Here is a 20539-nt window from a genome sequence, read left to right as displayed (position 1 = left end):
ATTGGCTGCATGCTACCAAGGTAAAACACCAAAGACCAAATAAGACATTTGCGACTCTGGTCACTGGTAGTCATACTTAACCTTAACTTATTTACTTTAAAAGTGAGTTGCTTGTGTACGTCAGCCCGAACGACAACAAACACTACCGTTATATCACGCTGCCTAATGCATTGCGTGTTTTACTGATCAACGACCCACAGGCTCATCGCAGTGCCGCTGCCCTGTCTGTCAATGTAGGGCATTTTCATGATCCGGTAGACCGACAAGGGCTCGCTCACTTTCTCGAGCACATGCTATTTTTGGGCACAGAGTCCTATCCAATGATTGGTGATTTTCAGCGATTTATCAGCCAACATGGTGGCCATAACAATGCTTGGACGGGCACCGAAAATACCACCTTCTTTTTCGATATTCGTCCCAATCAGTTTGCCCCAGCTTTAGATCGCTTCAGCGCTTTCTTTATTTCACCGCGCCTCGACACCGATGCCGTTGATAAAGAACGTCAATCGGTTGACGCAGAATATCGCATGAAGCTCAATGATGATGTGCGACGTATCTATCAAGTTCATAAAGAAACCATCAATCCGCTGCACCCATTTGCGAAATTTTCCGTCGGGAGTGTAGAGACATTGGCTGACCGCCAGAGTCAGTCGATACGCGAGGATTTGATCGCATTTTATCACGCCAATTACAGCGCCAATTTAATGACAGTCGCGCTAACTGGGCCGCAATCGCTTGATGATCTTGAGGCACTTGCCCAACAACATTTTGCCGCGATTGCCAATAATGATTATCCCGTGCTTACCATTAACGCGCCGCTAGTAACCAAAGCCGAGCGCCACCAATGGGTGACCATTGAGCCCCTCAAAGAAGTGCGCAAACTCACCTTGGCTTTCTCGGTGCCTGAAAGTCCTGATCAATATCGCACCAAGCCGTTATCTTACATTGCCCATATGCTCGGTTATGAAGGACCTGGCAGCCTGATGTCATTGTTAAAAAATAAGGGCTATATCAACACGCTTTCGGCAGGTGGCGGGATCAGTGGGCGAGATTTTCGCGAGTTTACGCTTGGCTTTGCGCTCACCGAATTGGGCCTGAGCCACATCGACGATATTATCACCCACGTTTTTCAGGCGATCGCGTTAATTCGACAAGAAGGTGTCCAAGCTTGGCGCTATCAGGAAAAACGACAAGTGCAGGAGTTGGCCTTCCACTATCAAGACTCGCTCCGTCCTATCGATACCGTCAGTCAGTTGGTGATGAATATGCATCATTATGCCCCAGCCGAACTCTTGTATGGAGATTATATGATGGCTAGTTTCGACCACGGGCAGATCCAAACCATGTTGCAGCATATGAGCGTCGATAACGTTCGCATCATGCTGGTGGCAAAAGGCTTTAGCCATGATCAGCAAGCAGACTGGTATCAAACGCCTTATTCCGTCAAACAGTTTTCAGCTAAGCAAATCGCGCAGTGGAAAACAGACTATATATCGCCAGCGCTCGCCCTCCCGGAGCCGAACCCCTACATTGCCGATGCACTGCATCCGCTCCCCGTTGATCCCGACCAAAGTGACGTACCACGCTTAATCGAGACACAGCCCGGTTTTCGACTCTGGCATGGCCAAGAGCCACACTTTCGCGTACCTAAAGGGCATGTCTATATTGCGATTGATAGCCCACATGCGGTCGCGACGGTTAAAAATATTGTCATGACTCGGCTCAGTGTTGAGATGCTCTTGGAAGCGTTGAATGAGCAAGCGTATCAAGCCGAAATTGCGGGCATGAATTACAATTTGTATGCCCATCAGGGAGGCGTGACACTCACCCTCAGTGGTTTTAACGACAAGCAGTCCTTGCTACTTAAGCTCATTTTGCATACGTTTACCCAGCGCAGTTTTAATCCAGAACGGTTTGAAACGATTAAAGGGCAGCTTAAACGAAACTGGGAAAATGCCGAGAAGAATAAACCACTCAGTCAGCTATACAACAGTATGACCGGCTTACTGCAACCCAATAATCCGCCGTATCACGCCCTTTTAAGTGCATTAGAGACAGTAAGATTGAGCGACCTGCCTGAATTTGTCGAGGCCATGTTCGCCACCCTCCATGTCGATATGTTTGTCTATGGCAACTGGCACCTTGACCATGCACAAACACTGGCAGAGACCGTTAAAGATGCTACGGGTGGAAGGGCAAGCTTATCAGGAGTCGGTACGACCGCTTACCTTGCTCGACGGTGTTGGCACCGTGAGTTATGAGCGTACACTGGGACACGCCGAGTCTGCGCTCTTGGTGTATTATCAAAGCGCGTCCACGGATCCAGAAGCCGTCGCCACCTATACGCTAGCCAACCACCTGATGTCATCCGCCTTTTTTAACGAGTTACGGACTAAACAACAACTTGGGTACATGGTCGGCGCCAATAATTTACCCCTCAATCGCCATCCTGGATTAATTTTCTATGTGCAGTCTCCATTGGCTGGCCCTGAGTTATTAATCGGGGCGATTGACGATTTTTTGAATGCTTTTTTTATGGTGCTGTTGGAAATGAGCGAATCGCGCTGGCAGAGCAGCAAACAAAGCCTACTCGCTCAGATACGAGAACCAGATAACAATCTACGCGCACGCGCGCAACGTTACTGGATCAGTATTGGCAACAAAGATTATCAATACCAACGTCGCGAGCAAGTCGCCGACGCCATGGCCGAACTGACCCGCGCGGATATGGTGCGTTTTGTCGTCAATACCTTAAAGCCAAGAACGGCCGATAGACTGGTGATGCACAGCTGCGGCACTGACCACCAAGAAGATGCCACCTTAGAGGACACTGATCCCATCACTGATATTGAGACATTTCGCGCGCGATGTAGGCGTAGCGAAGAGTAGCCAAGACAGACAAAAAACGGGGCCGCTTATCGCAGCCCCGTTTTTTGCTTAACACCAGCGCTTATTCTAAACAGCGCTATTCCGCTTCGGGATAGAAGACGTGGCCTTCTTTCGCCATTGCCAACAGACGCTCACAAGGCGCAAATCGCTCACCGTAACGATTCTGATGCGCTTGTAGTAAGCTAACCACACGGTCGATGCCGATATGATCCATGTAGCGGAATGGTCCGCCTAAGAACGGCGGGAAGCCTATGCCAAAAATCGCACCAATGTCGCCATCTCGTGCCGAGCGAATCACGCCCTCGTCGAGGCAGCGTGTTGCTTCATTGAGCATCATCAACGCGCAACGCTGGGCCACTTCATGGCCAGATAGGCTCGCATTGAGCTTAATATTCAATAAGCTATAGACCTTTTTATCCACCTGCTTACCTTTACTGCCTTTTTTACTCGCATCGTAGCGATAAAACCTTTACCGGTTTTACGCCCTTTACGGTCATCATTGAGCAGCACATCAAACACATCGGGCGCCTCAAAGCGCTCACCCAGTTCTTGGGTCAGAATTGGTGCAATTTTAGCCCCAATATCAATACCGACTTCATCGAGTAACGTGATCGGCCCGACCGGGAAACCAAAATCAAGCAACGCATTATCGATATGCTCTATCGTTTCGCCAGCCAATAACACACGTGCGGCTTCATTCATGTAAGGGGCTAAAATCCGGTTCACATAAAATCCGGCGCTATCGCCCACCACGATCGGTGTTTTACCCTGTTTGCGAGCAAGATCGACCACGGTAGACACCGTTTTATCACTGGTGCCTTGGTGCGGAATCACCTCGACTAAAGGCATTTTTTCCACAGGCTGAAGTAATGTAAGCCAATAATGTTTTCCGGACGCTGACTGCCTTCGGCAATTTGATGGATAGGCAATGATGACGTATTGGTGGCAAAAATAGCGTCTTTACTTGTGATTGACTCCATCTCTTCCACCATGCGGTGCTTCAGCGATAAATCTTCAAATACCGCTTCAACCACCACGTCGACATTCGACAAGGTAGTGGCTTGTGTATCACCGGATAGCTGCATCATGGTGGCTTGCAACTCAGGTTTGCTGATTTGCTTGCGCTTACGTTTTTTATTCAGCAATTCGTAGCTGTAGCGAAGCGCGTTTAAAATGCCGTCTTCACTAACATCTTTCACCCGCACGGGGTAACTGGCTTTGGCCACAGACACATGGGCAATCCCCGCCCCCATCAAGCCGCCACCGAGGACACCGACCCGTTCAATCTGACCCGGCTCAGCATCCGCGCCATTTTCTTTTTTCATCGCGGTCGTCGCAAAGAAGATACTGCGTAATGACGTTGATTCAGGCGTCATCACCAGTTCGCCAAACTGCCGTGCTTCTTCCGCGAAACCCGCTTTTAGCCCTTTATCTAGACCTTTTTTGACCACCGCCAAGATGGCGTCCGCCGCAGGATAATTACCCCGCGTTTTGGCTCGTGCTTTTTTACCCGCTTGGTCAAAAACCACGTTACGTCCAACAGCGTTACCGCTTAACATCCAGCTTTGCCAGGTACGGCTACGTTTCGGTTTGGACTTTTGCGCCAACTCTTCGGCCACATCAAGCAGCACAGTGTGTGGGACACAGTCATCAATCACACCCAGTTTTTTCGCTTTTTTCGCTCGAAGCTGCTTGCCGGTTAACATCATATCCAGGGCATCTGGCACCCCAATCAGACGAGGTAAACGCTGGGTCCCTCCCGATCCTGGTAACAAGCCCAGCTGTACTTCAGGCAGCCCCAGTCGCGTTTTGTCCCAATCGGTAGCAACTCGGCTGTGACAGGCAAGCGCTAACTCTAACCCGCCTCCTAAGCACGGGCCATGGATCGCGGCCACGACATGAAAGGGCAGTTTTTCAATGCGTGAAAATAAGGCTTGTCCTTGTCCGGCGATATCACTGGCTTGCTCGGCACTTTCACAGGCCTCTAGCATGCGTACATCGGCGCCCGCGACAAAGTTGTCCGGTTTGCCGGAGTGAATCACCAACCCTTTAATTGATTGATTGCCCTCGAGTTGATCCAGCACCGCTGACACCCCCTCGACAAAGCTTGCTTGCAAGGTGTTCATGCTCTCGCCGGGCACATCAATGGTCAGCCAAGCAATGTGATTATCAGCAATGGTTAGGGTAAAGGCTTGTGTATTATCGGTTGTCATTATTCTGCCTCCAAGATCATTGCAGCACCTAGTCCGCCCGCCGCACACGCGGTGTTAAGCGCTAACCCCCCACCACGACGTTTGAGCTCACGCAGTGTTTGGGTAATCATGCGCGCGCCTGTGGCGGCAAAGGGGTGGCCGTAAGCAATCGAGCCCCCCAGCACGTTGAATTTTTCCATGTCGATTTCGCCGATAGCGCGATCACGATTGAGGTGCTCACGGGCAAACGTGTCAGAGGCAAACATTTTCACATTCGATAAGGTTTGCGCGGCAAACGCTTCGTGCATATCAATCAACGTCAGATCCGCCAACGCGATTCCCGCACGGTCTAACGCTATTGGCGTGGCATAAGAAGGGCCCATCAGCATGTCTTTTTGCACCCCAATCGCCGAAAACGCATAGGAGCGTATATAACCGAGAACCTCAAGCCCAAGCGCTTTGGCACGGCTTTCTGGCATCATTAATACCGCCGCTGCGCCATCGGTGAGCGGGGTACTGTTTGCCGCGGTCACGGATCCATGTTGACGGTCAAACGCGGGGCGCAATTTAGCGTAATCTTCCAATGTGGAATTCGGGCGCAAGTTATTATCTTGTCCAATCCACGCTTTGTATGGCTCAGGGTACGCCGTCATGACTTCATCACTCAGCAAGCCTTCATCCCACGCTTTACTAGCAAGCTGATGAGAGCGGAGCGCGAGCGCGTCTTGATCGCTTCGTGAAATTTGATGTGACTTCGCCATTTGCTCAGCAGTTTGCCCCATACTCAATCCTGTCGAATATTCGGCAACCGCTGGCGGCACAGGCGCTAAATCTTTAATAGATAACTTACTGAGCAGCTTTAAGCGCTTGCTCATCGTTTTTGCTTTGCTTAAATCCAATAATGTTCGCGCCAGTTTTTTGCTCACCCCAATCGGCAAGACTGATGACGAATCCGCGCCCCCTGCAATACCCACTTGGATATTGCCGGCGATCATGCTTTCTGCCACATTGGCCACCGCTTGAAAGCTGGTCGCGCAAGCTCGCGTGACACTGTAGGCATCGGTATGAATGTCCATGCCTGTTCCCAGCACAATTTCTCGCGCAATATTGGGCGCTTCAGGCATTTGCACTACCTGCCCAAACACCACTTGGTCAATCTCTTTGGGGGAAATACTGCTGCGATTCATCAGCTCTTGTACCACCATTTTACCCAAATCAACGGCAGGCACATCAGTGTAAGCGGTTGATTGACGGGCAAATGGCGTACGCAGCCCAGACACAATGGCAATGCGATCGCCATTGCCGGTTTTAAGATGTTGCTGAGACGTCATCACTGCTCCTTAAGGATGTTCTACAGGTCTGACCACGAGTGTAACCAAATTGTTACCAGCTTAAAACATTCGCTTTAATTGATTGCTGAGATTGCCAACAAGCGCACAATTCAGTGTATCGCGTCCCGGGAGGGATTTAATCACAGCATATTGAAAAGAAAATACGGCATAAAAAAAGGGGCTACACGTTAGCGTGAGCCCCGAAAATATTGGAAAGCAAAACGATAATCTGGGAAGTGTGCAGTGCTTTTCCCCGCACCCAGATCCGAACAGAAAGTCATATCATTCAAAAAGGAAACGCCGTTCACTCAACCTCACGAGTGTCGACACATGGCCGATAACGACAGGGTTCACTTTACTGGTTTGTCGGGATTCAATATTGAAACAGATCAAACTTGTGCCGATTTTTCACTTAAGATGAAATTAAATGACAAACCATTCGGTCTATAGACTGAACCATTCACTAAAAGGTGGACTCTGCATGACTCGACAAGCTCGCTATGAGGCATTGGTGCGCGCTTGGCATCGTGATCTCTACCGATATGCCTACTGGCTCGCTAAAGACCCGCATATCGCCGAAGACTTAGTTCAAGAGACGTGCCTGCGAGCCTGGCGGTCACTGGACAGTTTGCATGATGAAAAAGCAGCGAAAGCCTGGTTGATCACCATTTTGCGCCGAGAAAACGCACGCCGGTTTGAGCGCAAACAGCATGATCACGTCGATATAGAGGACGGGGAGTTGGAAGATAAAACCCGGCCTAGCGAAGAGGCCTCAATGGAGCAGCGCTGGCTGCATCGGCAAATTGCCGCCCTCTCCCCGGAATATCGTGAGCCGTTAGTGCTACAAGTGATTGCCGGCTTTAGCGGTGAGGAAATTGCGCAACTGTTAGATTTAAATAAAAACACCGTGATGACACGCTTATTTAGAGCCCGAGCGCAACTCAAAGAGGCGCTCGATAACCCAGCAGCAGGAGGCCAACAGTATGGACGATCTTGAATTTCGACGCCGTCTTTTGGCCGACCCGTCTGACCCTGAGCTACAAGCGTCAAAGACTGACTCTCCCAGTCATCAACGCTATGCTGACGATATCGCTGATCTCGATAGTAAAATAGACCAAGCGCTCCGCGTCGATGTGCCTGAGGATTTAGCCGATAAAATCTTATTTTCACAAACCACTGGGGGCGAGCAGCCCGTGCGCCAATCCCGCTGGTATCTGGCCATCGCCGCATCGATTGCATTTGTGTTTGGGCTAACGCTCGGCCAATTTAACTGGGGCGATTCTAGGCTCGATCTCAACCGTACTGCGCTGGCTCATTATTATCATGAGCAGGCGTTTATTGAGGGCATCAATGAATCTGCGACCGTGGCACAAGTCAATGCCAAGTTACAACCTTTTGGCAAAGCTTTTAGTGAGTTACCCGGTGAAGTCACCTACATTAACCATTGCAGCTTTGGTGGCCAACACGCGCTACATATGGTGATGCAGGCCAGCGGACAGGTATATACGGTGTTTGTGGTGCCATCGGCCAGCCAAGGCCCCGCCGAAAAAAGCGACGGCAAGATGCGCTCGGTCAGCCGGCCAGTGCAAGCGGCCAGTGTGATTGTGGTAGGCGAGCTCAACGGCCAGCCTACCCCGCTGGCTGAGCAGCTCCAGCAACAGCTCACCCCCACAGCAATATAATATCAAGCGGCTGACAATCGGCGACAGCTTACACCATCAACGAACAGGCACCTTGGCAATCAGGTGCCTGTTTTTTATCAACCGTCCCGACCACCGACGTTAGCCAACCCGATGCCCTACCTCTCTTTCGTTACAGCTGTACGCTGAGTTTCTATTCACCTGATGCGAATCTCATCAATTTATTAGATTATTCGACTAAAAAATAAATAATTAACAAATTATTATTTTATTTTAATCCCTTTTGGCAGCGCGAAATTGATTTGCGCCCACGAGCTTTTACTCTAGGCCTCCCTTTAAACCATGAACAAGTAAGCAGATGAAAAATAATAAGATCGTTTATCTCGCCGTTGCCACCGCACTCGGCTCACTTTCCACCACCGCCCACAGCGCGGGTTTTCAGTTAGCAGAAACCTCAGCAACCGGCCTTGGCCGTGCCTTTGCCGGTGAAGCAGCGATGGCCGATAACGCCAGTGCGCAATTTCGTAACCCAGCCCTGCTCAGTTATTTGGCGGACACCCAGGTGTCGGCGGGTGGCATCTACGTCAATCCCAATGTCGATATTGATGGCACGAATACAAATACTTCTGGTAAAAAGACTACGACGTCAACCGATGATGTCGCTCATGATGCCGTGATCCCTAACTTTTACTTTTCGCATCAACTCGACGACCGCTTGACCGCGGGCATCGCGCTGGCCACCAACTTTGGCATGGAAACCGATTTAGGCAACGACTTTACCGGCACCCAATTTGGTAACGAAGCGGCAGTGACTACCTTTGAAATCAACCCAAACCTTGCCTGGAAAGCCACCGACCAGTTGCGTATTGGCGCCGGTATCCGTTATGTGCTGGGGGAAGGCAGTATTGGGGCGAAAAGCAGTAAAGACTCTCAACTCCCTCCCCCAGGCCCACTTGCTGGTAGCACGGTTCCTGCACATAGCACTCTAAAATACATGGAAGGCGATGATCGCGCGTGGGGTTGGCAATTGGGAGCCGTTTACGATCTCAATGACAAGCACCGTGTCGGCATTAACTATCGCTCGGAAGTGAACCTAACGTTGGATGGACATGCTGAAGGGTTAACCTACAATATAAATCCCAATGGCTCAGGCTCCCCCCTCAGCGATACACACTACTCGGGCAGCATGGATTTGACCTTGCCTGCCACCGCCGAACTTTCGTCCTTACATCAGCTCACTGAGCAGTGGGCTATCCATACCAGTATTAACTGGACCGAGTGGAGCAGCTTTGACAAGTTAGAGGCGGACATTCCATCATTGTCGAATAATCCACAAATGGTCAAAGTCGAAAACTGGGAAGATAACTACCGCTTTGCGATCGGCACCACCTATCAGTGGGATCAACAGCTAACGCTACGCTCAGGAATCGCCTATGACACCTCGGCGGTGAGCGATAAAAACCGTACTCTGACCATCCCAGAAACCGACCGCACCTGGTTAAGCCTAGGCGCCGGCTATAAGATGACGCCACAGCTCACCCTGGATGCAGCTTTTACCTATGTGTTTGCCAAAGATGCTCCCGTGAAAGAGCCACGTGAGGGTATTGAATCCGACAAGTCAGGTTCTGCGTTCGGTGGTACATTTGAAGGCGAAACCACCGGCAATGTGTGGTTAGTCGGCGTGCAGGCCAGCTATCGTTTTTAAGGGGTAGACCGCTGACTGCTCGCCAGTCGAGGCGAGTGACAAAACAAAAACACCACGACCAAGGTCGTGGTGTTTCTTTTTCTGTTCTTGCACGGTATCCCTTACGCGGTTTTACGGCGCCGCATCAATGTCATCAATAATAAAGTCATCGAGAAACTCATCATCTAAGGCCGGTTGTTGCTCCAACGCCGCATCCCCTTTGGCACGATAACGCCGGTTTTGTAGATAGGCCTCGCGCGCAAACGCATACGGGTCAGGCGAGTTATCCAGCTGCGATTCTTGCGACACCAAGGCCGCACGGGATTCCATGCCATCGAACATCCACTTTAACGCCGACTGTGGCAACGTCAGTAACGCTAGTGGCGGGTATAAGCCATCGACCACTTCGCCGGCACCTTCTCTGACCGACGTGGGGCCATAGCCCGGCAGCATAATATAGGCGCCTGTACCCACATCATAATGCCCCATTGCATCGCCAAACTCACGCTGATCGTATTGTTGAATATTGGCATCTGATGCAATATCAATTAAGCCACCCAAGCCAAACAAGGTATTAATCCAAAAGCGGTTAAAGTGGGTGGCGGCTTTTTCACCTTCCAACATCAGCAAGCTATTCAGAAAACTAGCCGGCTCTTCAAGGTTGCCTAAAAAATTAGAAATCCCAGTACGCATTGGGCTCGGCACGTAATCGACATAAGCGATCGAGACCGGTCGCGCGACATAGGGATCGAGATAGTCATAATTCACCGTCCACATGGCACGGTTAAACCCTTCTAATGGGTCGTCGGGATGCGGCTCAGCACCCGGTGGGCGTGACGCACACCCAGAGACAAGACCTAATACAAGCGCCATTAAGCACAGACGTTTCCACATCAAATGGGATTCCTCTATAAAATGAAAGGCTGGGAATACCCAGCCTTGGTAATAATATGTCTATTTTGTCTTGCTTACTGCTGTTTGTCGATAACCAGTTCAACGCGCTCGCCTAAGGCAACCGGATCACTGACGCCCACCCAGTCTCCTTGCTTGGTGGCGACATTACCATCGCGATCAATACGCGCTTTAATCACCACGCTTTCAAGCGAGGAAAGTGCCTGTGTTGGGTTCAAACTGTCACTATCGGCCAAGGCCAGCGCAACCGGAAACTTAGACAAAGGAAGACGCTTGGCCGCGATCGGCATCGCCGCCTCAGTCGATGCGTGCGCAGAAATGATCAGCACGCCATCATCGGGGAATTCAACCTGATCACCTAGTTTCACCGTGATCGCTATCTTGGCCCCTGCCGCACTGTTGAGCGCAAGCTGGGCACGGGCAATCGACTGATCGAGGGTTTGATTGCGCGGATCGTCTTTACCTATCAAGGTTTTCATCGCATTCCAGGTCGCGATTGCGTCTTGATAACGGCCTTGTTCAAATGCTTGATACGCCAGTAACGACATCGCTTGTAGATTAAAGGGATCTGATTTCACCACGGTTTGTAACAATGATTGCGCACGTGCACTGTCCGCTTCATCGCCGGCAAACAGTAGCGCTTGTGCCAACCCCAATTGGATCTCAGCGCGAGATGGCGCCAAGGCATAGGCTTTTTCCATCGCTCCTTTGGCGGTTTCGCCATCGCGATTAGCTAAGCCAATGCGTCCGAGCAACAACCAACCGGTGCTGTCTTGCGGCTCGTGCTGTAAACGGGTCCTCAATGCCAAAGTAAGATCTTGCATCTCTTGCTTTGTTAACGGCTTCTCGCCCTCGAGTAGCCGCTTTGATAGCTCAGGCAATTGTTTGGCGGTTTGCTGCCATTGCGCCACCTGATTCGCACTGCCCTCTATACCATATAACCCAAAGCTTACGACCGCGAGAACCACTAACCCCGGCACCCATTGCATTGGCGTTACGCGCAGGTGACGCCGCTGCTTGGCTTTTTCTTTTTCGGGAATATCGTCCAATAAGGACTGTTGCAAATCCTGCGTTAGATCCTGCTCATTATCAATCAACCCTTCGGTCACTTTCTGACTGGATTTCTTCAACCCGGTCATAGTAAAACGCTTTGTTGAGTGCATCCCGGCTAGCTTGATGGTCGTGGTCGCTTTTTTGCCAAAGGGGCCAGAGAAACATCACCGCGCCAAGGACAAAAAACACCAAGGTGGCGCCCCAAAACTCAATCATTTTGGCTCCTTTTTCTGTTCGGTTGAACCCTGTTCAGTGGACGCCTCGCGCGCCGAATCTGTTGCTTGATCTGACTCGGCCAATAGCGCATCGAGTCGTTGTTGTTGTTCACGACTGAACGCCTTATTCAACGTTTGCTTGGCACGACGACTGCGCACAACCATCAACCCAATCCCGGTTAGCATGACCAGCGCGGGGGCAAGCCATAAAATAACGGTTGAGGCGGTTAGCGGCGGATTATAAGTCACAAAATTCCCATACCGGGCGATCATAAAGCTGCGAATTTCGTCATCAGTGCGCCCTTGCTGCAGCATTTGATGGACTTTTTGGCGTAAGTCTTGTGCCAGCTCGGCATTGGAATCGGCAATGCTATTATTTTGACACTTGGGACACCGCAACTCACTGGTCAGTGTACGAAAACGATCCTCTTGTTGGGCCGAGTCAAACTGATACACATCAATGGCATTGGCAAATGCTAAGGTCGCGCCAGCCCACAATAAGACAATCATGATCAGCTTTTTCACGATCCCCCCTCCTGCAATGCATTGAATTTAGGCTTCAAGGTGTCTTGCCAATTACGGGCATTAACATCCCCCACGTGCCGATATTGAATGATACCGTTGGCATCGATCAAAAAGGTTTCTGGTGCGCCATACACCCCTAAATCGAGCCCTAGCATGCCATCGCCATCGTACAAGCTTACCTGGTAAGGGTTACCCAGATTCTTCAGCCATTTTACCGCTTTGCCACGGTCGTCTTTATAGTTAAGCCCAATAATTTTCACCCCCTGCGCCGCCAGTTTATTTAAAAATTGGTGCTCGGCATAACAGGTAGGACACCAGGTCGCCCATACATTCAACAGTAAAGGCTCACCATTAAAAATGGCTTGGTCATATACCTTGCCCGGCGTTTGCAGATCTTCGAGATGAAACGCGGGCACCGGCTTGCCTACCAACACGGATTCAAGCTTGGTCGGATCGTCTCCTTGCGCATTTTTATCGAGCTGGGCGACAAAAAAACCCGCGAGAGCAACAAAGGCGATCAAAGGGAGAAACCAAAGTAACTTCTTCATCCTTTCGCCCCCAATGTCGCACTGGATGACACTGTTTTGCGACGAAAGCGGTAGCGCTTATCACTGATAGCTAGCACGCCGCCGAGTGCCATAACGATCGCGCCAAACCAGATCCAACGCACAAATGGCTTGTAGTAAAGCCGCATCGCCCAGGATCCATCCGGCAACTCTTCACCCATGGCAATGTAGAGATCACGGGTTAAACCGCGATCGATGGTTGCTTCTGTCATCATCGAACGCTGAACCGAATAAAAGCGCTTCTCTGCTTCCAAATGATTGATAAAGCGCTCGCCACGGTACACATCAAATGACGCCACATAGCCCTGATAATTTGGCCCTTGTTTTTCCGACAGTTCCGTGAAGTTAAAGGTATACCCTTGCAGCGTCACACTGCTGCCCGGGGCCATTTTAACGTCACGTTCGATATCATAATTTTCCACCATGGCCACGCCAATAATAGTAATGGCTAAACCAATGTGTCCCAGTACCATCGCCCAATGACTGCGCCCTAACTTTTTGATCCCGACACGGAATGGATGCCGATGCGTGGCGCGTAAATGCAGCTCATACCCATGCAAAAAGGTAATCCACAGTGCCATAGTGACGCCCATTGCCGCCATCGATTTAAAGCTATCTGCCAACAGAGCAATGGACCCGATCCCCAAAGCGACCGCCGCGACCCCACTGATGAGCATGGGTTTGGCAAGGGTGGAAAGCTTATCGCGTTTCCAACGGATCAAGGGGCCAATCCCTAAGAAAAAGGCAAAAGGTAGCATTAGCCATGCGAACAAAAAGTTAAAGAACGGCTCGCCAATAGAGACCGATCCCAACCCAATTTGTTTGTGAATCAGAGGCAATAAAGTACCGATTAAGACGATCACCAAGCAGTCATCAGTAAGGTGTTATTGACCAATAACGCATTTTCACGCGAGATCAGTGATACTTTACTCCGTCCTCGAATTTCTGAAGCACGCAGCGCATACAGCAGCAATGATCCTCCAATCACGACCACCAAGAAGCCGAGAATAAACAGGCCTCTTGCCGGATCCGAGGCAAAAGAATGCACCGAGACCAGGACGCCTGAGCGCACCAAGAAGGTGCCTAACAAGCTTAACGAGAAGGCGGATATCGCCAATAACACGGTCCAGGCTTTGAACGTGCCACGTTTTTCGGTCACCGCCAGCGAGTGCATTAATGCGGTCCCCGCAAGCCACGGCATAAAGGACGCGTTTTCGACCGGATCCCAGAACCACCAGCCGCCCCAGCCGAGCTCATAATAGGCCCACCAAGAGCCAAGAGCGATCCCAAGGGTCAGGAACAACCAAGCGGCTGTGGTCCAAGGACGTGACCAGCGCGCCCATGCGGTATCGAGTCGACCGGCTAATAACGAGCCAATCGCAAACGCAAACGCCACCGAAAAGCCAACATATCCCATATACAAAATTGGCGGATGGACAATCAGCCAGGATCTTGCAGCAGTGGGTTTAAATCACGTCCGTCGACTGGAAAATACGGTAATGTGCGATCAAACGGGTTTGATGTGAGGACAATAAACAGCAAAAAGCCTACTGAAATCATTCCCATCACCGCTAACACACGCGCCACAGACGAAAGTGGCATGCCACGGCTGAATAAAGCAACCGCGACCGTCCATAAAGCTTGGATCAGTACCCAAAGCAATAGCGAGCCTTCGTGAGCCCCCCACACCGCTGTCAGTCGGTAATACCAAGGTAAGGCACTGTTCGAATTACTCGCTACGTAGGCAACGGTAAAATCGTTGGCGTAAAAAGCCCAACTGAGCGCGATAAAAGAAAAAAGCAGCATGGCAAACATACCCACAGACAGTGGCCGCGCCATTTTCATCATGCCCTCATGCCCTTTACTCGCCCCATAGAGCGGATAAAAACTTAAAAGTAGCGCCAGCCCCAAGGCGAGAATTAACGCATAATGCCCGAGTTCAACAATCATAACTGACTACCTTGCTTTTGCTCCTCGGTGTATTCAAGTGGCTGATGGTTTTTCTCCATCGCCTCAGCAATTTCTGGTGGCATATATTCTTCATCGTGTTTAGCAAGCACTTCACTGGCTTTCACCGTTCGCGAATCAACCAGTACCCCTTGCGCGACAATGCCTTGACCTTCACGAAATAAGTCCGGCAAGATCCCCTCATAGGTAACGGTGACGGCAGGGCCTACATCGGCGACATCAAACTGAATTTGCAAAGACTCCTGATTGCGTTTCACCGAGCCTTCCACCACCATACCGCCGATACGAAGACGCTGGCCGACCGCTGGCTTGCTACCATCGGGTTTACCCTGAACGATTTCTGTGGGGGTATAGAACAAATCCATATTCTGGTTCAAAGCGTAAACAACCAGCCCAATCGTGGTCGAGGCGCCAAGAACCAAAGCCAGGGTAATCCACAAGCGTTTCTTACGTCGGGGCGTCATAAGGTGTTCTCCAATGATTGAGCGTCTTTTATTCGCTGCTCTCGTGCTATTTGTTGTTTAACGGCTTGCAGGCGTTTTTTATGGGTACGGTGATAACCGATAATCAGCGCAATCATGGCACCCGCGGTGATGCCAAACGCACTCCAGACATAGGCGGCGTAACCTCCCATGGCTAAAAACGCACTCATACTGTCAAAATGCATTATTGATCCTCCGCCAACGCACGCACCCAAGGCCGGTGAGATTCGCGTAACAAAATTTGATTACGCAGCCCCATCAAAGTCAGGGCGATAAAAAAGCAAGCGAAACCCAGCAGGCACATCAATAAAGGCCATAGCATGCCAGGCTCGATAGACGGCCGAGCGAACTTAGTGATGGTCGCGCCTTGATGTAGGGTATTCCACCACTCAACGGAGAAATGGATAATAGGGAGATTAATGACCCCGACCATGGCCAAAATACCGGCTGCTTGTGAGGCAGTTCGCGCATCGTCAAACGCGTTGTAAAGCGCGATAACACCGATATAAAGGAACAGCAAAATCAATTCAGACGTGAGCCGGGCATCCCATACCCACCAAGCGCCCCACATCGGCTTGCCCCAAATCGCGCCGGTCACCAGCGCGATAAAAGTAAAGACCGCGCCGACAGGCGCAATGGCACCTACAGCCCAATCAGCCATTTTGATCTGCCACACGCGCCCGATAAAAGCCGCAATCGCCATCGACATATAGGCACCCATCGACCAGATTGCGGCCGGTACGTGAATATAGATGATGCGAAAGCTATCGCCTTGTTGATAATCGGCAGGCGCGAACGCCAGCCCCCATATATTTCCGATCACTAAGCTCAGCCCAGCCAGCACGGCAAACCAAGGGAGCAAGGTCCCACAGAGCCGATAACTCACTTCAGGTTTTGCGTAAGGGTGAAGCCACTTCCACATGACAATTGCTCTACTTCCTGATTAATAATTAATTCACGCTCACACGCAACGCGGCGGCGATAGCAAAGGGGGCCAAGGTGAGCGATCCCACCAGCATAGCGCCAAGAATAGCCAGTTGCCCACTAATGTCTGCCCCTAATGCGGCCATATCAATCGCTGAGGTAGCAAAAATCAGTACCGGGATATAAAGAGGGAGGATCAATAGGCTCAACAAGACGCCTCCTTTACGTAACCCGACCGTTAGCGCCACCCCGATAGCGCCGACAAAACTGAGCGTTGGGGTACCGAGTAACAAGGTTAAGACTACCGCTTGGTAGCTGGTACTATCTAATGACAGCAATAGCGCCAGTACCGGGCTTACGAGCAACAAAGGCAAACCGGTTAATAACCAGTGCGCAATCACTTTCGCGATCACTAACAAAGGCAAGGGCACAGGCATCAGCATTATTTGCTCTAATGAGCCATCCAGATAATCGTCACGAAAAAGTCGCTCTAACGACAACAATGCAGAGAGCAACGCCGCTACCCAAATCACACCTGGGGCTATTTTCTGCAGCAATTGCGGGCCAGGCCCTACCCCTAGCGGGAATAAGGTAATCACGATAATGAAGAACCACAATGGATTCAAACTGTCAGCAGGCTGGCGAAAGGCCACTTTTAGCTCTCGGCGAATGGTCAACCACATGGCTTGAATCATTGGGCCCCCAAACGAATACGACGCAGCAACGGGTGGTCGACAAACATATCTTGATGCGTGGTAAACAGCACGATACCGCCTTGCTTCACATGTCGCTCGAACACAGCTTCCAGGACTTTCACACCTTGTTTGTCAATCGCCGTCAACGGTTCGTCCAATATCCACAACCGACAATCCGAGAGCCATAAGCGCGCCAATGCAACGCGTCGATTCTGACCCGCAGATAGTTGTCCGGCGGGGATATCTTCTCGTCCGGCTAGCCCGACCTTGGCCAATGCCTGCCAAATCGCGTCCGTGCTATAGCGGCCATGCATTTGCATCGAGTGAGAAAGGTTCTCAAAAGCGGTTAGCTCGCGCTTCACCCCCGTGGTGTGTCCCAAAAAGAGAAGATCGCGATAAAACACATCGCGCTGTTGGGTAATCGTCTGCTGCTGCCAACAGACCTCGCCACTATCCGCCAAGCCTAGACCCGCTATAATACGTAATAGCGTGGTTTTTCCTGCCCCGTTCGGGCCCTCAACTTGCACAAGATCACCCGGCGACAGCGAGAATGTCAGCGCATCAAACAACACTCGATCATCACGAACACAGCAAAGCTGTTTCACTTCCAACATGACAAATGTTGCATCCTGCTTGTGTTACAAAAGTGGACGCATAGTACCACAATGGTCAAAATGACTGTTAGTTACCACAGGGTTGCAAAGTGTGACTCGCGTAAATAATTGTGAGAAACCATGAAGATTGGGCTAACGAATCACCAACAATGGGTGGAAAAACCCGCATCGCTGATCATACCGCCGACGCATCAGATAGACAGTCGTGCACTGACGCAGGCACAGTTTACATTGTTACATGCTCAGCCACACACCTCGCTTTCGGGGGTGTTGGCCCAATTACACCTATTGCCCGCACTAACCGCTACCCTTCATCAACAGCCTGCAGCGACACAAGCGCTAATGCAATCGTTACTGTCACTGTGGACACTACCGAGTCGCTCACAAGGCTTTAACCCTGATAACATCGCCGAATGGCTGTCACAACGCCCCGCAGACAAATTAATGGCGACGTTACTACGCCAATGGCTGACACCGCAATCTGAGGGAGACGGCATAAAGGGAGCATTGCGATTAATGGCCGAGCAGCGGGTCGCTGAATCGGCTCGCCCGGGGGAGTGGCAATGGGTACTCCCTTTTTCCGACCCCCAGCAACCGCCTATTCGGGTGAACGCTCGCCAATACGGAAACGACGATTCATCGGGATCGGCCTCACGTACACAGTGCAAATTCGACTTTACCTGCCAGTTGGGCATCAGTTTATACGCGCAGATGTTTCGTTATCAGAAGCCGAGAAGCAACTCACGCTAACGGCTCCCACTCAGAGGCTTCAGCAGCGAATTTATCAGACTATTGACTGGCTTAATGATCGACTCGCCAAGCAAGCCATTGCGATGGACATTCAAGTCAGTGATGACGTCGAGGAGACAAAACCAATGACAACCGAGGTTCCACCGTCAGGGTCAGGGATTTCAGTGAGGGTCTAATAATGAAAGGAGAGAAACATGCCATCGCGCTTGGGTATGACGGCTATAATGCCCCGACTGTTCAAGCCAAAGCGTCCAACCAGCTTGCGCATGAGCTCATTGAAGCACTCAATGAACAAGGGTGTCTTATCCACGAAGACGTGCACCTGCTTGCTTGGCTGGAAAAGCTTGAAACGGGCGACGAAATCCCGCCCATTCTTTACCAAGTAATAGCCGAGTTGATTGCTTATGCGTGGGTTTTAGAAGGAAAAACGCCCCCAGGCTGGAGCGGGCATAAGCCAATTGATACCCAAGTGTGAAATGAGACTAGCGTTGCTGATTAGCCGCTTGACGTTTACGCAAGTTAAGTAAAAGCTCGGCCTCGGCTTTAGGTAAATCACATTCTTGCATCAGCTCATCCACGTCCGCACCAAGGTCGACCATTTTACTCGCGCGGCTGTATAGGCGGCTACCTGAATCGTGCATGTCTAGCTCGATCTGTTTTTCTAATAACTCATCGACGCTAGTAGACAACTCCGCCAGTTTTTTGCTCATGCCCATGCTGCCTGCTCGCAACTCATTAAACTGTTTAGCCAGACTGTCATGGCGTTGGCGCGCACTTTTCAGCACCGTTTCCATCGCCTGTAACTTGTTCTCTAATCGCTCCCGCGCGCGCTTTTCCGCACCCAGGCGCCACAAAGTGACGATGGCAAATGCCACCGTCACAGCAACCGGCAACCAAGTAAGCAGCAGCTCAGCCATCACAGCATGGCCATCTCATTCCACTCTTCATCACTCAACAGCTTGTTGAGATCAACCAAGATAAGTAATTCACCATTACGGTTACTCACACCTTGAATAAACTTAGCGCTTTCTTCGGTACCAACACTAGGCGTGGTATCGATTTCTGATGTTTTTAGATAAACCACTTCGGCCACACTGTCGACCATAATTCCAATGACCTGGGTTTCTGCTTCGATCACAATCACACGCGTATTGTCCGTGACCTCGGCAGAGGCGAGACCAAAGCGAGAACGTGTGTCGATCACTGTCACGACGCTACCACGCAGATTAATGATACCTAATACATAGCCAGGGGCGCCCGGGACCGGTGCAATTTCGGTATAACGTAATACCTCACGCACCTGCATTACGTTAATGCCGTAGGTCTCTTCTTCAAGCTGAAAAGTAACCCACTGCAATACTTCGTCATTGACGCCTTCTTTTTGAACTTCAGCTACCTGAGACATTGATTTTCCTCTTTACGCGCTGTGTAACTAGTTATTACGCCATCGCTTTGGCGTCAATCCCCTGATTTAACATAGCAATAAATGCTTGAACATGGATCAGAGCACACATTTTCTCTTTTACCATGCCCGCCAGCCAAGGCCGTTTTCCGGCTTGCTTTCTCCAGCGAATAGCTTTGCCACTGAGAGCTTGTGTGCCAAGGAGCCGGTCACAAGCCAACCCCCACTGACTATCTCCCAGTATCACAATATAATTATAGTCGTCCCTATGCTGATTATCTGCCAGTTTTTCTGGCATGACCCAGCGAGCCGTATCCACGACATCAAGCTGTCGCTGCTTTTCTGTCTGCAACCCTAGATACCAACCTGGTCGCCCGATCAAACGATTACACTCACCGAGTTGATGGATCCCCCCTAACTCTGCGAGTGGCACGGCATAGGTAACACCCATACTTTCAAAAAATAATACCTGAAACTCTGCCTCAGTTTCAGCATTTTCCCACTGAGTGGGCGGAATCTCTTCACCGGCTTGCGTATCGACGTCTACGTCAACATCCGCCTGTTGCGCTTGATCTGCCTGAACGCCACTTCTTCTTGGTCTGACGTCGACACACTTTCTTCGGTCTCGGTCTCGGTCTCGGTCTCGGTCTGCGGTCGTCGGTCGTCGGTCTCGGTCTCGGTCGTCGGTCTGCGTCGT

Annotated in this window: 19 protein-coding genes and 3 pseudogenes; 6 read left to right on the top strand and 16 right to left on the bottom strand. The window is 50.8% G+C overall.

The window, feature by feature from the left end; genetic code table 11:
* Positions 1-113 precede the first annotated feature (113 nt).
* Positions 114-2889: pseudogene (locus DZ54_RS19990) on the top strand (insulinase family protein).
* Positions 2890-2965: 76 nt separating this feature from the next.
* Here DZ54_RS19990 and fadJ read toward each other — a convergent pair.
* Both fadJ and fadI read right to left on the bottom strand, forming a co-directional pair.
* Positions 2966-5102, bottom strand: a pseudogene (gene fadJ / locus DZ54_RS19985) (fatty acid oxidation complex subunit alpha FadJ).
* Positions 5102-6412 (bottom strand): acetyl-CoA C-acyltransferase FadI, encoded by a 1311-nt coding sequence (fadI, locus tag DZ54_RS0107615; protein WP_025673646.1) that lies wholly within the window; start codon positions 6410-6412, stop codon positions 5102-5104. The pseudogene fadJ and the gene fadI overlap by 1 nt, the downstream one beginning before the upstream one ends.
* Positions 6413-6893: 481 nt before the next feature.
* Between fadI and DZ54_RS0107610 the strand changes: the two genes are divergently transcribed.
* The 3 genes from DZ54_RS0107610 to DZ54_RS0107600 all read left to right on the top strand — a co-directional run bounded on the left by DZ54_RS0107610 (position 6894) and on the right by DZ54_RS0107600 (position 9757).
* Complete coding sequence (locus tag DZ54_RS0107610) at positions 6894-7409, top strand: sigma-70 family RNA polymerase sigma factor (RefSeq protein WP_025673645.1); 516 nt, start codon at positions 6894-6896, stop codon at positions 7407-7409.
* The gene (locus DZ54_RS0107605) at positions 7396-8094 is read left to right on the top strand and encodes a DUF3379 family protein (RefSeq protein WP_025673644.1); all 699 of its coding nucleotides are present in this window, start codon (positions 7396-7398) and stop codon (positions 8092-8094) included. The genes DZ54_RS0107610 and DZ54_RS0107605 overlap by 14 nt, the downstream gene beginning before the upstream one ends.
* Positions 8095-8410: 316 nt before the next feature.
* Positions 8411-9757, top strand: a complete 1347-nt coding sequence (locus tag DZ54_RS0107600) for an outer membrane protein transport protein (RefSeq protein ID WP_025673643.1) — start codon at positions 8411-8413, stop codon at positions 9755-9757.
* Positions 9758-9868: 111 nt separating this feature from the next.
* Here the strand turns inward: DZ54_RS0107600 and DZ54_RS0107595 are convergent, their stop codons facing one another.
* The 11 genes and pseudogenes from DZ54_RS0107595 to ccmA form a co-directional block, all read right to left on the bottom strand.
* Positions 9869-10630, bottom strand: coding sequence for an MlaA family lipoprotein (locus DZ54_RS0107595; RefSeq protein ID WP_025673642.1), 762 nt, complete (start codon positions 10628-10630; stop codon positions 9869-9871).
* A 74-nt stretch (positions 10631-10704) separates the two neighbouring features.
* Positions 10705-11787 (bottom strand): c-type cytochrome biogenesis protein CcmI, encoded by a 1083-nt coding sequence (gene ccmI / locus DZ54_RS26720; protein ID WP_276201994.1) that lies wholly within the window; start codon positions 11785-11787, stop codon positions 10705-10707.
* On the bottom strand, positions 11738-11917 hold the full coding sequence (gene ccmI, locus DZ54_RS26715) for a c-type cytochrome biogenesis protein CcmI (protein ID WP_276201993.1): 180 nt from the start codon (positions 11915-11917) through the stop codon (positions 11738-11740). Before ccmI (DZ54_RS26715) ends, ccmI (DZ54_RS26720) begins: the two co-directional genes overlap by 50 nt.
* On the bottom strand, positions 11914-12441 hold the full coding sequence (locus tag DZ54_RS0107585) for a cytochrome c-type biogenesis protein (RefSeq protein ID WP_025673641.1): 528 nt from the start codon (positions 12439-12441) through the stop codon (positions 11914-11916). The genes ccmI (DZ54_RS26715) and DZ54_RS0107585 overlap by 4 nt, the downstream gene beginning before the upstream one ends.
* Positions 12438-12989, bottom strand: coding sequence for a DsbE family thiol:disulfide interchange protein (locus tag DZ54_RS0107580; RefSeq protein ID WP_025673640.1), 552 nt, complete (start codon positions 12987-12989; stop codon positions 12438-12440). Before DZ54_RS0107580 ends, DZ54_RS0107585 begins: the two co-directional genes overlap by 4 nt.
* Positions 12989-14813, bottom strand: a pseudogene (locus DZ54_RS19975) (heme lyase CcmF/NrfE family subunit); the annotation flags it as partial. The pseudogene DZ54_RS19975 and the gene DZ54_RS0107580, both read right to left, overlap by 1 nt.
* Positions 14814-14953: 140 nt before the next feature.
* Positions 14954-15439: a cytochrome c maturation protein CcmE gene (gene ccmE, locus DZ54_RS0107570; protein WP_025673639.1), complete on the bottom strand. Its 486-nt coding sequence runs from the start codon at positions 15437-15439 to the stop codon at positions 14954-14956.
* Positions 15436-15642: a heme exporter protein CcmD gene (gene ccmD / locus DZ54_RS0107565; RefSeq protein WP_025673638.1), complete on the bottom strand. Its 207-nt coding sequence runs from the start codon at positions 15640-15642 to the stop codon at positions 15436-15438. The genes ccmE and ccmD overlap by 4 nt, the downstream gene beginning before the upstream one ends.
* Positions 15642-16379: a heme ABC transporter permease gene (locus tag DZ54_RS0107560; protein ID WP_025673637.1), complete on the bottom strand. Its 738-nt coding sequence runs from the start codon at positions 16377-16379 to the stop codon at positions 15642-15644. Before DZ54_RS0107560 ends, ccmD begins: the two co-directional genes overlap by 1 nt.
* A 28-nt stretch (positions 16380-16407) precedes the next feature.
* The gene (gene ccmB, locus DZ54_RS0107555) at positions 16408-17076 is read right to left on the bottom strand and encodes a heme exporter protein CcmB (RefSeq protein WP_025673636.1); all 669 of its coding nucleotides are present in this window, start codon (positions 17074-17076) and stop codon (positions 16408-16410) included.
* Positions 17073-17690: a cytochrome c biogenesis heme-transporting ATPase CcmA gene (gene ccmA, locus DZ54_RS0107550; protein ID WP_025673635.1), complete on the bottom strand. Its 618-nt coding sequence runs from the start codon at positions 17688-17690 to the stop codon at positions 17073-17075. Before ccmA ends, ccmB begins: the two co-directional genes overlap by 4 nt.
* Positions 17691-17810: 120 nt before the next feature.
* Here ccmA and DZ54_RS0107545 point away from each other — a divergent pair, with 120 nt between their 5' ends.
* Together DZ54_RS0107545 and DZ54_RS0107540 are read left to right on the top strand one after the other, a co-directional pair.
* Positions 17811-18440 (top strand): hypothetical protein, encoded by a 630-nt coding sequence (locus DZ54_RS0107545; protein WP_025673634.1) that lies wholly within the window; start codon positions 17811-17813, stop codon positions 18438-18440.
* 178 nt (positions 18441-18618) lie between these two features.
* On the top strand, positions 18619-18915 hold the full coding sequence (locus DZ54_RS0107540; protein WP_025673633.1) for an EscU/YscU/HrcU family type III secretion system export apparatus switch protein: 297 nt from the start codon (positions 18619-18621) through the stop codon (positions 18913-18915).
* A 7-nt stretch (positions 18916-18922) separates the two neighbouring features.
* Here the strand turns inward: DZ54_RS0107540 and DZ54_RS0107535 are convergent, their stop codons facing one another.
* From DZ54_RS0107535 to DZ54_RS19970, 3 genes are all read right to left on the bottom strand, one after another.
* The gene (locus DZ54_RS0107535; protein WP_025673632.1) at positions 18923-19357 is read right to left on the bottom strand and encodes a DUF2802 domain-containing protein; all 435 of its coding nucleotides are present in this window, start codon (positions 19355-19357) and stop codon (positions 18923-18925) included.
* The gene (locus tag DZ54_RS0107530; protein ID WP_025673631.1) at positions 19357-19845 is read right to left on the bottom strand and encodes a chemotaxis protein CheW; all 489 of its coding nucleotides are present in this window, start codon (positions 19843-19845) and stop codon (positions 19357-19359) included. The genes DZ54_RS0107535 and DZ54_RS0107530 overlap by 1 nt, the downstream gene beginning before the upstream one ends.
* A gap of 34 nt (positions 19846-19879) precedes the next feature.
* Positions 19880-20539 (bottom strand): chemotaxis protein CheW (locus DZ54_RS19970; RefSeq protein ID WP_164831566.1); only part of this gene is annotated, 660 nt, incomplete at its 5' end.

The sequence above is a fragment of the Salinivibrio socompensis S35 genome, assembly GCF_000513715.1.
GTDB lineage: Bacteria > Pseudomonadota > Gammaproteobacteria > Enterobacterales > Vibrionaceae > Salinivibrio > Salinivibrio socompensis.
The sequence above is the reverse complement of the archived record's forward strand: the minus strand, read 5'-3'. Positions and strand labels throughout refer to the sequence as shown.

Bases quoted from the DNA above. Each gene is read 5' to 3' on its own strand.
- fadI (WP_025673646.1), bottom strand. From the start codon at position 6,412: ATGACGTCTCAGCAACATCTTAAAACCGGCAATGGCGATCGCATTGCC.
- DZ54_RS0107610 (WP_025673645.1), top strand. From the start codon at position 6,894: ATGACTCGACAAGCTCGCTATGAGGCATTGGTGCGCGCTTGGCATCGT.
- DZ54_RS0107605 (WP_025673644.1), top strand. From the start codon at position 7,396: ATGGACGATCTTGAATTTCGACGCCGTCTTTTGGCCGACCCGTCTGAC.
- DZ54_RS0107600 (WP_025673643.1), top strand. From the start codon at position 8,411: ATGAAAAATAATAAGATCGTTTATCTCGCCGTTGCCACCGCACTCGGC.
- DZ54_RS0107595 (WP_025673642.1), bottom strand. From the start codon at position 10,630: ATGTGGAAACGTCTGTGCTTAATGGCGCTTGTATTAGGTCTTGTCTCT.
- ccmI (WP_276201994.1), bottom strand. From the start codon at position 11,787: ATGACCGGGTTGAAGAAATCCAGTCAGAAAGTGACCGAAGGGTTGATT.
- ccmI (WP_276201993.1), bottom strand. From the start codon at position 11,917: ATGATTGAGTTTTGGGGCGCCACCTTGGTGTTTTTTGTCCTTGGCGCG.
- DZ54_RS0107580 (WP_025673640.1), bottom strand. From the start codon at position 12,989: ATGAAGAAGTTACTTTGGTTTCTCCCTTTGATCGCCTTTGTTGCTCTC.
- ccmE (WP_025673639.1), bottom strand. From the start codon at position 15,439: ATGACGCCCCGACGTAAGAAACGCTTGTGGATTACCCTGGCTTTGGTT.
- ccmD (WP_025673638.1), bottom strand. From the start codon at position 15,642: ATGCATTTTGACAGTATGAGTGCGTTTTTAGCCATGGGAGGTTACGCC.
- DZ54_RS0107560 (WP_025673637.1), bottom strand. From the start codon at position 16,379: ATGTGGAAGTGGCTTCACCCTTACGCAAAACCTGAAGTGAGTTATCGG.
- ccmB (WP_025673636.1), bottom strand. From the start codon at position 17,076: ATGATTCAAGCCATGTGGTTGACCATTCGCCGAGAGCTAAAAGTGGCC.
- ccmA (WP_025673635.1), bottom strand. From the start codon at position 17,690: ATGTTGGAAGTGAAACAGCTTTGCTGTGTTCGTGATGATCGAGTGTTG.
- DZ54_RS0107545 (WP_025673634.1), top strand. From the start codon at position 17,811: ATGAAGATTGGGCTAACGAATCACCAACAATGGGTGGAAAAACCCGCA.
- DZ54_RS0107540 (WP_025673633.1), top strand. From the start codon at position 18,619: ATGAAAGGAGAGAAACATGCCATCGCGCTTGGGTATGACGGCTATAAT.
- DZ54_RS0107535 (WP_025673632.1), bottom strand. From the start codon at position 19,357: ATGGCTGAGCTGCTGCTTACTTGGTTGCCGGTTGCTGTGACGGTGGCA.
- DZ54_RS0107530 (WP_025673631.1), bottom strand. From the start codon at position 19,845: ATGTCTCAGGTAGCTGAAGTTCAAAAAGAAGGCGTCAATGACGAAGTA.